The sequence below is a fragment of the Corynebacterium sp. MSK035 genome (genome assembly GCF_030232615.1).
Classification (GTDB): Bacteria; Actinomycetota; Actinomycetes; order Mycobacteriales; family Mycobacteriaceae; genus Corynebacterium; species Corynebacterium jeikeium_D.
The window spans coordinates 1-12,228 of the sequence record NZ_JASPJP010000026.1 but is presented as its reverse complement, the minus strand read 5'-3'; the positions used below and the strand labels follow the sequence as shown (position 1 = coordinate 12,228).

General features: G+C 58.5%; 12 protein-coding genes. 9 read left to right on the top strand and 3 right to left on the bottom strand.

Going from position 1 to position 12,228, the window contains the following annotated elements; translation table 11 throughout:
- Positions 1–108: 108 nt before the first annotated feature.
- Entirely contained in the window at positions 109–1,344 is a 1,236-nt protein-coding gene (xseA, locus tag QP978_RS10450; RefSeq protein WP_070429180.1) for an exodeoxyribonuclease VII large subunit, read from the top strand.
- Positions 1,345–1,405: 61 nt separating this feature from the next.
- Positions 1,406–1,696: an exodeoxyribonuclease VII small subunit gene (locus QP978_RS10445; RefSeq protein ID WP_049181637.1), complete on the top strand. Its 291-nt coding sequence runs from the start codon at positions 1,406–1,408 to the stop codon at positions 1,694–1,696.
- Positions 1,697–1,814: 118 nt separating this feature from the next.
- On the opposite strand, the gene QP978_RS10440 is transcribed toward QP978_RS10445, so the two are convergent.
- The gene (locus QP978_RS10440) at positions 1,815–2,444 is read right to left on the bottom strand and encodes a DUF4245 domain-containing protein (RefSeq protein ID WP_083295725.1); all 630 of its coding nucleotides are present in this window, start codon (positions 2,442–2,444) and stop codon (positions 1,815–1,817) included.
- A 370-nt stretch (positions 2,445–2,814) separates the two neighbouring features.
- On the opposite strand from QP978_RS10440, the gene glpX reads away from it, so the two are divergent.
- The 5 genes from glpX (at position 2,815) to QP978_RS10415 (ending at position 9,403) form a co-directional block, all read left to right on the top strand.
- On the top strand, positions 2,815–3,840 hold the full coding sequence (glpX, locus tag QP978_RS10435) for a class II fructose-bisphosphatase (protein ID WP_005510610.1): 1,026 nt from the start codon (positions 2,815–2,817) through the stop codon (positions 3,838–3,840).
- Between the two features lie 163 nt (positions 3,841–4,003).
- Positions 4,004–5,404: a class II fumarate hydratase gene (locus QP978_RS10430; RefSeq protein ID WP_016423173.1), complete on the top strand. Its 1,401-nt coding sequence runs from the start codon at positions 4,004–4,006 to the stop codon at positions 5,402–5,404.
- 227 nt (positions 5,405–5,631) lie between these two features.
- Positions 5,632–6,927 carry a TIGR01777 family oxidoreductase gene (locus tag QP978_RS10425; RefSeq protein ID WP_240593391.1) on the top strand — a complete coding sequence of 432 codons (1,296 nt, stop codon included), beginning with the start codon at positions 5,632–5,634 and terminating at the stop codon, positions 6,925–6,927.
- Positions 6,928–7,119: 192 nt separating this feature from the next.
- Positions 7,120–7,815, top strand: coding sequence for a TetR/AcrR family transcriptional regulator (locus QP978_RS10420; RefSeq protein WP_049172273.1), 696 nt, complete (start codon positions 7,120–7,122; stop codon positions 7,813–7,815).
- A complete protein-coding gene (locus QP978_RS10415; protein ID WP_049172271.1) occupies positions 7,805–9,403 on the top strand; it encodes an MDR family MFS transporter in 1,599 nt (532 codons plus the stop codon). The genes QP978_RS10420 and QP978_RS10415 overlap by 11 nt, the downstream gene beginning before the upstream one ends.
- Before the next feature lie 30 nt (positions 9,404–9,433).
- Here QP978_RS10415 and QP978_RS10410 read toward each other — a convergent pair whose 3' ends face one another.
- Both QP978_RS10410 and QP978_RS10405 read right to left on the bottom strand, forming a co-directional pair.
- On the bottom strand, positions 9,434–10,066 hold the full coding sequence (locus QP978_RS10410; protein ID WP_016423177.1) for a GNAT family N-acetyltransferase: 633 nt from the start codon (positions 10,064–10,066) through the stop codon (positions 9,434–9,436).
- A 64-nt stretch (positions 10,067–10,130) separates the two neighbouring features.
- On the bottom strand, positions 10,131–10,883 hold the full coding sequence (locus tag QP978_RS10405; protein WP_070546078.1) for a type 2 periplasmic-binding domain-containing protein: 753 nt from the start codon (positions 10,881–10,883) through the stop codon (positions 10,131–10,133).
- 40 nt (positions 10,884–10,923) lie between these two features.
- Here QP978_RS10405 and QP978_RS10400 point away from each other — a divergent pair, with 40 nt between their 5' ends.
- Both QP978_RS10400 and QP978_RS10395 read left to right on the top strand, forming a co-directional pair.
- Complete coding sequence (locus tag QP978_RS10400) at positions 10,924–11,316, top strand: DUF5997 family protein (protein WP_050773608.1); 393 nt, start codon at positions 10,924–10,926, stop codon at positions 11,314–11,316.
- A gap of 52 nt (positions 11,317–11,368) precedes the next feature.
- Positions 11,369–12,142 carry an alpha/beta fold hydrolase gene (locus QP978_RS10395; protein ID WP_070767292.1) on the top strand — a complete coding sequence of 258 codons (774 nt, stop codon included), beginning with the start codon at positions 11,369–11,371 and terminating at the stop codon, positions 12,140–12,142.
- Positions 12,143–12,228 lie beyond the last annotated feature (86 nt).

Sequence of the window (12,228 nt, the reverse complement as noted above, 5' to 3'; positions counted from 1 at the left end):
AGCATATATTTCTCTGAAACCTAGAGGTCAACCACTACAAATCACCGAATCCAGACACACTTTCTGTCGTTTAACCCGCAATCCGCGCCATCGTGTAAGTGTTGATGTATGTCGAAATTGGAAACGTCGGCCGAGAAACCGGTTCAGGTTCGACGCCTGAACCAGTTAGTCAAGGACTACATTGAGCGCCTTGGACAGATTTGGGTCGAGGGGGAAATCGCCCAGGTCAACTCCAAGCCGAGCTGGAAGCTCTCCTACATCACTCTGCGTGACACCTCCGCGGAGTTTTCGGTGTCGGTGACTTGTTCTACGGCGGCTCTGCGCAATAATCCGTTGCGCAACGGCGACCGCGTAGTGGTTTTGGGCAAGCCTGCGTTTTATGCCGGGCGGGGGCAGTTTTCCCTGTGGGCTACGGAGTGGAGACCCGTGGGGTTGGGGCAACTATTGGCGCGGTTGGAACAGCTGCGCCAGGCGCTAGCGGCGGAAGGACTTTTTGATCCACGGCTGAAACGCCCTCTGCCCTATCTCCCCAACAAGATCGGGTTGATTACTGGTCGCGGTTCAGCGGCTGAACGCGATGTGCTTTCGGTCGCGGGCGCCCGCTGGCCCGAGGTGAGTTTCCGGGTAATCAACACGATTGTGCAGGGTGCCAAGGCTGTTCCGGAGATTATTGAGGCGCTTGCACAGCTCGACGCCGACCCGGAGGTTGATGTCATCATCGTCGCCCGTGGCGGTGGCAGTGTCGAAGATTTGCTGCCTTTTTCAGATGAGGCTCTGATTCGTGCGGTGAGTAAGGCGACAACACCGGTGGTTTCTGCAATCGGGCACGAGCCGGATACTCCGCTGTTGGATTACGTCGCTGATTTACGTGCTGCCACACCGACGGATGCGGCAAAGAAAACAGTGCCCGATGCTGCTGAGGAACGACGCCTCATTGCACAGCTGCGTGAGCGCTCCTCGGCATCTCTACGGCGATGGGTTGACCGTGAAGTAGCGACTCTGCGGGATTTGACGTCGCGGCCGGTACTGCGCGATCCGCTCACTCCCATCCGCGTGCGTGAAGAGTTTGTCACGGCGCAGGTTGATCGGCTGCGTTTTCTCATCCACCGCAGTCTGGAACGTGAGGAAGCCGTGGTATCGGGATTGCGCGGCAAGGTTTCAGCACTTGGCCCCTCTGCCACACTCGCTCGCGGCTATGCCATCGTGCAGGCACAATCGGCTACTCAGCCGGAACCACAGATTGTGACCTCTATTGCAGATGCTCCGATGGGTTCCCAACTGCGAATTCGCGTCAGTGACGGCTCCATCTCTGCAGCGACGCTAGCTACGAAGCCGGCGAATTAGTAAGCAATGACTTTTCCAACCTTGAAGCTTTAACTACTAAATGTGAAGGACGTATTCGCTAATGAATGACAATGTTTTCGGCGCGGGTCAGGCTCCCTCTTCGGAGGAACAGGTACCGGTGGAGAACCTGAGCTACGAGCAGGCTCGAGATGCGCTGGTCGAGACCGTCAAGCTCCTAGAACTCGGACAGATGAGCCTGGATGAATCCCTGGCGCTGTGGGAGCGAGGCGAGGCGCTGGCCCGCCGCTGCGAGGAGCATTTGGCTGGCGCACGGGCAAAGGTTGAAGCCGCCTTGGCCAGCAAGAATCAGGATGCCGCGGCTTCTGCCGAGAATGCGGGCGGTGAGGAATAAAAAGAGACGAGAAACGACCGTCAGTTCATATCGTTTCTCGTCTCTTCGTCGATAGCTGAGTTCAGCTATTTTATTCCCCTAGTTGGGATTACCCATCCTAGTGAGCGCTCGACTCGGCCTACTTTGCTGGTGCCGACGGCATCTCGGACGCAGTCGGCTGCGGCTGTGACGAATCCGGCATTGTCGCGTCCGGATCGATTGGCTCGGCCTTCTGCATAGCCGCCGCCAACTGTGTGAACTCCGCGTCGTTGGCAGTGCCCTCGATAATTGCGCGGGAGTCACCGAGGTCCCCAACCCATACGCGACGCACGTTGTCCTCAGCCGGCTCATACTTAGTCCAGGTTGTACCTTCCACGTCAGTAGTACCGTCCCGGAGACGGTTCTTACCATCATCCGGCAGCTGACCTGCTTCCGCATCTGTTTGCGTGACCTGAATGAATGCTCCGCTAGCGGTGACATAGCCAATAATGGTCGTCTGCTTCCCCGCCGCCATACCCGCGCGGGTCGAGTTTGAAGTCCAGCCCTCAGGCACCTTCGGCAGGCGAACTGGATAGTCCACGCGCCGAGCCTCCACGTTCACGAATGGGGCAGCATCGACTTCGTGCACCGGACCGTTTTCCGGCTTCCCGGGGTTAAAACTGCACAGGCCGGTAAAGCCAATGGTGACAGCCACCGCAAGAAACATCACCACGAGGGTGAGAATCATGTCTCGACTGTCCTGCAAAATCCTAGGTTTCTCATTCGCCACGCGCTCAAGTATGCCAAAGGCCCCGCAACGAACCTAGTCATCAGTCGTACCCGCACAGCTGCAGCTAGCAATACTTGATGACGGACGCTGTCGACGTCGTCAAGCGAACTGACGCCGGAACAAACTTTTGATAACCGCGTGATGTGGGGGTTTAGCCCTGAAACTCCCCCCACTTTGGCGCTGCGTCCACCCCCGAACACCAAAAAGGTGGAACACTAGTAACAGATGCAAAGGCGCTAAAACCGATGCGCCAAACATCAATCAATAGAAATTGTTGCAGCGCTAAACCCCAGTTTCCTGGCGTGGCGTCTCCCAGCACATTCTCAAACCTCAAAAGAGTTCTAAAAAACCACGGAAGGGCCAGAAGTCAATGAACGCCTCGAATCCTGAAGCACCAGATCGCAACCTTGCGATGGAGCTCGTCCGAGTTACTGAGTCCGCTGCACTGGCAGCTGGTCAGTGGGTCGGTCGTGGTCAGAAGGAAAAGGGCGACGGCGCTGCCGTCGATGCCATGCGTCAGCTCATCAACACCGTGGCTATGAACGGTGTCGTTGTTATTGGCGAGGGCGAAAAGGACGAAGCCCCGATGCTGTTCAACGGCGAAAAGGTCGGCAACGGCCAAGGTCCGGCCGTTGACATCGCGGTTGACCCGATTGACGGCACGACTCTGATGGCAGAGGGCCGCCCGAACTCTATCGCTGTTCTTGCTGCTGCAGACCGCGGCTCCATGTACGACCCGTCGGCTGTGTTCTACATGGATAAGATTGCTGTTGGCCCGGAGGCTGCCGGCAAGATTGACATCGAGGCTCCAGTTGAGCACAACATCAAGGTCGTTGCTAAGGCCAAGGGGCTGCGTCCGGAAGATGTCACTGTTGTCGTGCTGGATCGCCCGCGCCACGCTGACATGATTCGTGACATCCGCGAAGCTGGCGCCAAGGTTCGACTGATTGGCGATGGTGACGTTGCTGGCGCTGTTGCCGCAGCTCAGAACACGAACTCGGTCGATATCATGATGGGCGTCGGCGGCACCCCAGAAGGTGTCATCACCGCATGCGCCATGAAGTGTATGGGCGGCGAGATCCAGGGCAAACTGCACCCGCGCGATGAGGCTGAAATTAAGAAGGCTCTCGACGCTGGGCACGATCTTTCTCGTGTTCTGACCACCGATGACCTGGTCGCATCCGACAACTGCTACTTCGTTGCCACTGGTGTCACCAACGGCGACATGCTGCGCGGTGTCGCTTACCGCGGTAACGGCGCGTGGACCCGCTCGCTGGTTATGCGCTCCAAGTCCGGCACCATCCGCCGCATCGAGGCTTTCCACTCCCTGGAGAAGCTGCGCAAGTACGCCAGCATCGACTACGGCAAGGGCGAGATGCCTGACATCGATCTGTAAGTAACTACCCCTTTAGTGGTGCCCTCAGGGCACCACTTTTTTAACAAACTGATTCATACTTGAAGATGAATGCGCTAACGGTTCTGCATCGCATGAAAATTGCATGCGCAATGAGGGGCCGTTCTGCGCGCACTCAAGTTCCCCTAACTGAAAGAGGCAACGAATGACAGAGCAGCAGTTCCGCATCGAGCACGACACCATGGGCGAGGTTAAGGTTCCGGTTAACGCCCTGTGGCGCGCACAGACTCAGCGTGCAGTTGAGAACTTCCCGATTTCCGGCCGTCCGCTGGAGTCTGCACAGATTCGCGCTATGGGTCTGCTGAAGGCAGCTTGCGCCATCGTCAACAAGGAGCGCGGCCTGCTGTCTGCTGAGCAGGCAGATGCCATCGTCGCCGCTGCCAAGGAAATTGCCGAAGGCAAGCACGATGCTGAGTTCCCGATTGACGTCTTCCAGACCGGTTCGGGCACTTCTTCCAACATGAACACCAACGAAGTCATTGCGTCCATCGCAAAGGCCAACGGCGTTGAGGTTCACCCGAATGACCACGTCAACATGGGTCAGTCTTCCAACGACACCTTCCCGACTGCCACTCACGTCGCAGCAACCGAGGCAGCTGTCAAGGACCTCGTCCCGGGACTGAAGGTTCTGCAGGAGTCCCTGGCTAAGAAGGCCAAGGAATGGGAGACCGTTGTTAAGTCCGGCCGCACTCACCTGATGGACGCTGTCCCGGTGACCCTGGGTCAGGAGTTCTCCGGTTACGCCCGCCAGATTGAGGCTGGCATTGAGCGCATCGAGGCCACCCTGCCGCGTCTGGGCGAGCTGCCAATCGGTGGTACCGCTGTTGGCACCGGCCTGAACACCCCGGCGGACTTCGGTGCCAAGGTCACCGCTGAGCTCGTCGAACTGACCGGCATCAAGGAGCTGCGCGAGGCTCAGAACCACTTCGAGGCTCAGGCTAACCGCGATGCCCTGGTCGAATTCTCCGGCGCTATGCGCACCGTCGCAGTCTCCCTGAACAAGATCGCTAACGACATTCGCTGGATGGGCTCCGGCCCGCTGACCGGCCTTGCTGAGATTCACCTGCCGGATCTGCAGCCGGGTTCCTCCATCATGCCGGGTAAGGTCAACCCGGTTCTGTGCGAGACTGCCACCCAGGTCGCAGCGCAGGTTCTGGGCAACGACACCGCTGTTGAGTTTGCTGGCGCTAACGGCGCATTCGAGCTGAACGTCTTCATCCCGGTCATGGCACGTAACGTGCTGGAGTCCGCTAAGCTGCTGGCGAACACCGCACGCGTCTTCGCCGAGAAGCTGGTGGACGGCATCGAGCCGAACGTTGAGCGTATGAAGACTCTGGCTGAGTCCTCCCCGTCGATTGTGACCCCGCTGAACTCCGCCATCGGCTACGAGAACGCAGCTAAGGTCGCTAAGACTGCTCTGAAGGAAGGTAAGACCATCCGTCAGACTGTTATCGACATGGGCTTCGTCGACGGCGAGAAGCTGACCGAGGAAGAGCTGGACAAGCGCCTCGACGTGCTGGCAATGGCCAACACTGATCGTGACTAGTTCTTTCTGAACTCGAAGGTGTGAGAGCACCTTACGCATAAGACCCCGTAGTCTCACTTCGCTGAAAGACTTCGGGGTCTACTATTTTTCCTTAACGTCGGACAAGTTTCAGAGAGTGACTAACTATTCCCACCTATCGCCACACCATCGCATTTCCTCGCCGTTGCGTCGCCGAGTGGTTCTCCCGCCCAGGCGCTGTCACCCGCCTAACACCGGGGCTTCTCCCGATGTCACCGAAATCCGAATCCGCCAACCTCGCCGACGGCACGACCGTATTCTCCATGCCGGCTGGCCTCAAATGGATTGCACGTCACGACCCGGCCGGTTTCCTCCCCGGCCAGAGATTCATTGACGAAGTCACCAGCGAGCCCTTTCGCCGCATCACGGGGTGGAAGCACACCCACGTTCTCTCCGATACTCCGCTTGACGACGGCAGCGCTGGCACGGTTTTAGAGGACACCGTTGACACCAAGGTTCCGGTACCCGGGTTGGATTCGATGTTCGCCTACCGTGCTACGAAGGTTGCTGGCGACCTTGCGGCCGTCGATAGGCTTTCGGAGTATTTGGGGCATGTGCCGGAGCCGCTGACAGTGGCGATCAGTGGAGCTACGGGGACCGTCGGAACGCAGCTGCGCGCGCTACTGACCACGGCCGGACATGAGGTGATTTTGCTGGTGCGCTCACGTGAACAGACGGGTGTGGACAAGCGATATTGGGATACTGCGGCACCCGCAGCTGACTTGCTGGAGGGAGTCGACGCGGTCATCCATCTGGCCGGCGCACCGATTGCGGGGCGCTTCACGGAGGCGCATCTTCGAAAGGTTCGCCATTCCCGTGTCGAACCAACGCGAGCTCTGGCAAAGCTCGTTGCATCTACTGACAGCGTGAAGGTCGCGGTTGGAGCGTCGGCGGTGGGGTTCTACGGTGCGGATCGTGGCCCAGAGGTGCTCACCGAGGACGCTGGCCCTGGCGCGGAAGCGCAGCGTTACGACGGCAGCGCCGCCGCGGACAGTCTCTCGGCTATCGTGCGCGATTGGGAAAATGCATGGGATCCCGCTCGCGATGCAGGCAAGCGGGTCGTAAACGTCCGTACTGGTCTCGTGCTTGCTGGTGGCGGCGGACTCTTGCCGCTACTAGCGGGCGTGGTGTTCACCGGACTTGGAGGAAGATTGGGGTCGGGCGAGCAGTGGTTCCCGTGGATTGCTTTGGACGACCTGTTGGACATCTATCACCGGTCGTTGGCAGATTCCGCACTTGCCGGACCTGTCAATGCGGTGGTGCCACTGGCTTCCGGAGTGAATAATGCGGAGTTCACGAGGGTATTGGGAGAGGTCTTGCACCGCCCGACGGCGGTTCCGATTCCTTCACTGGGGCCTGCAGTACTGCTGGGCAAACGCGGTGCTGCGGAGTTGGCTCTCGCGAATCAGAGAGTAGAGGCAGCAGCGCTGCAAAAGGCGGGGCACAGGTTCCGCTTCACTTCGCTTAACGACGCCCTGCGCCACGAGCTATTGAAGGAGACGTAGCCTTCCACCGTGCCTACACAAAACACGAAGGTTGTGTAATTGAATGGCGCGTTGCGACTATCAACAACCCGACCCCTGCGCCTGAGTCCACGGCATCCTGAACAACCCAAAGATGCTCTCTGCATAGGTACTCAAACACCTGTTGACTCATCAACTTGCCATCACATTGCACTCGGTGTAACTTTGCACCTCGTGCAAATTGATGAGAATACCTATCACAGATTGGACCCGGGCCAACACCCCGAGTGCGGTCTCCGGGAGCTCAAAAGGTTTCAAACACACTGCGCTTTGGCCGATGCCGCGACCGCCCTTGTATTGGATCGCGGATACGACCAAGTCAACATCGAAGACATCTGTCAGCGGGTCAATATCAGTCGACGCACATTCTTCAATTACTTCGACTCCAAGGATCAAGCCATCTTCGGCAACGGCATCATGTCATTCGATGCTGACGATGAAGAGGTATTCCTCGCCCAAATTCACCAAGACCCCATCGCGGACATGCTCGATTTCATCGAGAAAAAGCAGCAATCCCAGCTACTCCGATATAAAGAGCTGGGGGCAACCGAAGAGTTTCACCGTCTGCTCAAGGAGCGTATCCGCGAGATTTTGCGCAATGAGCCAAAGCTATCGACGGTTGTCATTTCGAATTTTGGCAACTCAATGCGCCGCGTCCGTTCTGCCTTTGAGCGCTATTTCGAGATGAATCCACAGTCGCGCACGCACCCCGAGCTGCCCGTCGGGCACGAGGTAGCACTGTCGGTCGGTTTCGTCCGCGAATGCGTGCTGTACTCATCGGCTCATCGGGACGAATTCACAACAGATACACCGCTTCACGACGCCGCCGACGTCGTTAAAAATTTCTGGAGGAGGAATAGTGACAGCTAGCAACACCACTGCTCAAGATCAAACCGACACCACGGTTTCTGACAACAAGTCCCACTTGGGAATCATTTTCTTCGCGCTCATTCTCACTATGCTGATGAGCTCGCTGGGGCAGATGATTTTCGCCACCGCCCTGCCGACCATCGTCGGCGAGCTCGGCGGAGTTGACCACATGTCGTGGGTTATTTCTGCATTCCTGTTGGCACAGACTGTGGCAATGCCGATTGTCGGCAAGCTCGGTGACATGATTGGGCGCAAGGGCCTGTTCATGATGGGCATCGCGCTGTTCATGGTCGGTTCCGTCATGGGTGCAATCACCAACTCCATGAGCCTGCTCATCGCCGCCCGCGCTTTTCAGGGATTTGCTGGCGGTACATTGATGGTTTCCTCACAGGCCATCCTGGCCGAGGTTATTCCCGCACGCCAGCGCGGTAAGTACATGGGCATCATGGGTGCTGTGTTCGGTCTGAGTTCCGTGCTGGGACCAGTGCTGGGAGGCTGGTTCACCGACGGCCCGGGCTGGCGCTGGGGCCTGTGGATCAACGTCCCGATGGGCGTGGTTGCACTATCGGCAGCTGCGGCCTTCCTGAAGCTGCCCCGACGCCAGAGTGAAGGAAACTTCGACTACATCGGCACGATGTTCTTGACTGCCGCTGCCTCGACGCTAATTCTCACCACCACGTGGGGCGGTACACAGTACGACTGGAACTCCGGGGTCATCATCTCGCTTATCGTTGCCTCTGTCGTTTCCTGGGTGCTGTTCTTCCTCACCGAGACTCGCGTTTCCAACCCACTGATTCCGACGCACTTGTTTAATAACCGGAACTTCGTGCTCACGACTGTGTCGGGTCTCATTCTGGGTATCGCGATGTTCGGCACTATGGCCTATATTCCGACCTACCTGCAGATGGTGCACTCAATGTCACCGACCGCTGCAGGTTTGATGATGACGCCGATGATGGTCGGCATGCTGCTCACCTCAATTGGCGTTGGCCAGATTATTTCGCGGACTGGTAAGTATCGCTTCTACCCCTTCGTCGGCCTGATGATTATGGCTGTCTCCCTCTACTTGCTGTCCACGCTGGAGACCACCACCCCGCTGTGGCAGGTTGGTGTGTACCTGTTCATCATGGGCTTCGGCCTGGGCACCGGCATGCAGGTTCTGGTTCTCATCGTGCAGAACTCCTTCCCGGTCGCCATGGTCGGTACCGCTACCGCTGCGAATAACTTCTTCCGCCAGATTGGTGGTGCGGTCGGTTCCTCCATTGTGGGTTCGATTTTCATCCACCGCATGAAGGACCTGGCAGGCGAACGCGTTCCGGCTGCTGTCGAACAAATCAAGGCCGCATCACCGGAGGCTGCAGCAGAGTTCGCAAAGCAGATGGGCCCGGAGGGCTTTTCCTCTAAGTCGATCGGTTCACTGACGCCGCACGTACTAGATAGCATGCCGGCGCCAATCCATGAAGCGCTGATCTCCAGCTACAACGATGGTTTGACGCCGATCTTCTTGGTACTAATGCCAGTGATTATTCTGGCAGCAATCATTGTGTTCTTTGTTCGCGAGGATCCGTTGAAGGAAACCGTCGAATAATTAATTCGCGGGAGCCGCGGCTCCCGGCAGCTATGCCCCCACCTGGCCGTCGGCGCGGTCGAGCTTGTCCAGAATCGGACGGTTCGGCTCACCGGCGGCTTCTGCTTCTTCCTGGACGCGCTTCAGTGCGCGCTCCTCTGGCTTTTCCAGGAGCTTTTCCAAAATAATGACATCGCGCCACTGCCCCGCCATTGGGCCGTAGGTCATCTTTGCCATGTGGTGGTAAATCCCCACTTCACGGAAGCCGAGCTTTCGATGCAGCTTTAACGATCCCACATTCTCCGGGAAGACCCACGAGTGAATCGACCAGCAGTCGAGCTCCGTGGCATCGTCGATAAGCTTCTGCAGCAGCGTCGCCGCCAGCCCCATGCCCTGCCCGTCAGGATGGACGTAGATGGAGTCTTCGATGACGCCATTGAAAATCGGGCGCTTGGATACCGGCGCTGCCGATGCCCAAGCCAGAATCTTGTCCGGGTTTTCTGCGTCGACGGCGACGTAACACAAATCCACTCGTTTGAGTGCGATGAATTCGTCCCACTCGGGAGCGGAGTGCTCCCAGGACGCGTGCCCCGTATCCAGGCCAATCTCGTAGATCTCTTGGATCTGTGGATAGTCCTCTTCACGCATCATTCGAATCGTGAAATCGCGCTTCTTTTCAGCCATAACTACAAGTGTGGCTAATTTTTCCGCGCACGTCGAACGAAACGGCAAAAATATTGTAAAAAGATTACTTTCGCCTGCGCGGTCGCCCGTTTCCGCCGCTGCTTCGACGTCCACCACGACCACTGCGCGCATGCTTTACGACGGTCCCAGCGCGCTGCCGGCGGGCTTGCTTAGCAAGCGTCTTTTCTCGGGCCGACAACTTCTTCGGCTGCTCGTCAGCCTTCTTGCGCCCCAACTGCGTGCGTGTCGAGCCCTCCCTGCGCCCCTGGACAATGCCGACGAACTCCTGCCGGAGCTCGTCGTCCTCTACTTTCGGCCACACCAACCAAATAGCTGTCCGGGACAGCGGATCTGTGGCACCTTCCTCGGCCACCAAGTTCGATGAGGCCACCGCCTTCTTCGATAGCGCCTTCAAAATCGTGCGAGGTCCCACCACGACACCTGCACCAGTGGCCGCAACGGGCAGCATCTGTCGCAGCTCATCCGCATCCACGGAGGTCAGCAGCACAGTTTCGTCCGCCAACAGCTCCTCCGGCACGGACTCTGTGAGGGAGAACACGTGCTCTTTCTCGAAGGCCACGCCCCAGGCTTCGTCGTAAAGCCGGATGCGATGGAGCGACTCGGGCAGCGAGCTTTCGGACTCTAACCGAACCAGCGCCATGTCAGCGGCACCGCCGACCAGGTCGGACATCGGATCGTCGGCGGCGTGGGTGTGCAGTGTTGCCGGAATTCGATCCCTAAAGCGGCGAAACCACTTCTCGGGACTGGTGCCGGTAGCGAACACGATGCGCAGGACGGCGGGTTCAGGAGTCGACATACTCCGCAAGGTTACTCGAATGGGTGCTAGCGTTGAACCCATGAAACCCTTAACCGCAGCCAAGAAACTTGGCATTTTCCTCCCGGCCACACCCGAGGAATTTCGCACTGGTGAGATTTCGCACGCGCAGTTTGCCGAACTGCAGTCCAATCCGCCGGAATGGCTCGCTGAGCTACGCCGCAACGGACCGCACCCGCGCCCGGAAGTTGCCCGCAAGCTGGGCATCACTATCACGGCGTTGAAGAAGAACGACATGGACAAGCCGCTGACAACGGCGGAGATTAAGGATTTGCTCGAGCAGATGCCGGAGTGGCTGGAGGCTGCTCGTGAGTCCATGGCGAAGCAGCGCGTGGAAGCCGCTGAGGCAGAGGCCAAGAAGGACGACGGCCCTGGTCGGGCTGCCGCTGAAGCTGCTCGCAACGCCGAGAAATAGCCGACACAGCTGACACGCCGACACAGCTGACACCTTCAAGGAGGATTCTCCCGTGGCCATCGACTACACCGCACATGCAATCAACCACAAGGACAACGGTACGGTTGTCCTGATTGGCTCGCTGGGCACCACACAGGAGATGTGGGAGCCCCAGGTAGCCGCTTTGAGCGAAAAGTACCAGGTCATCACGCCAGATGTCCGCGGCCATGGCGATTCCCCTATCCCCGAGGGTGAGTGGGACATGAGCCACTTGGCCGCCGACATCATCGAGGTCCTCGATGAGGAGGATGTTGACCGTGCACATTTTGTGGGACTATCTCTCGGCGGCGCTATCGCCCAGACCATCGCACTAGAACACGCCGATCGCGTGGTCAGTCTGACACTGTCGTCGACGGCGCCGAAATTCGGCACACCCGAGGCCTGGCAGGAAAAGGCCGAGCTCGTGCGCGACAAGGGCACGGTCGCGCTCGCGGACACTGTCGTCCGCAACTGGTTTACCGACGAGTGCTTCGACACCGCCCCTGAGCTCCCCGCCCGCTTCCGCGACATGATCGCAGATTGCCCCGATGACGGCTACATCGGCGCCTGCGGAGCACTCTCTCGCTTCGACACCCGCGAGCGCCTCGCCGAGATCACCGCTCCGACGCTGGTCATCGCCGGTAAGCAGGACACCTCTACGTCTCTCGACGTCGTCACTTCGCTTCACGACGGCATCGCGGGCTCGACCATGGTCGTCATTTCGCCGGCCAAGCACCTGCTCAACCAGGAAACCCCGGAGTACTACAACTCGGCCCTGCTGGCGCACATTGATGGGATTGCCGACTAGCGCCTAATCGCGGGTTAAGTAAAGAAAAGTGTGTCCGCATGCCACCATAACCCCAGACCACACACCACAAATCACCAAAGAATAGC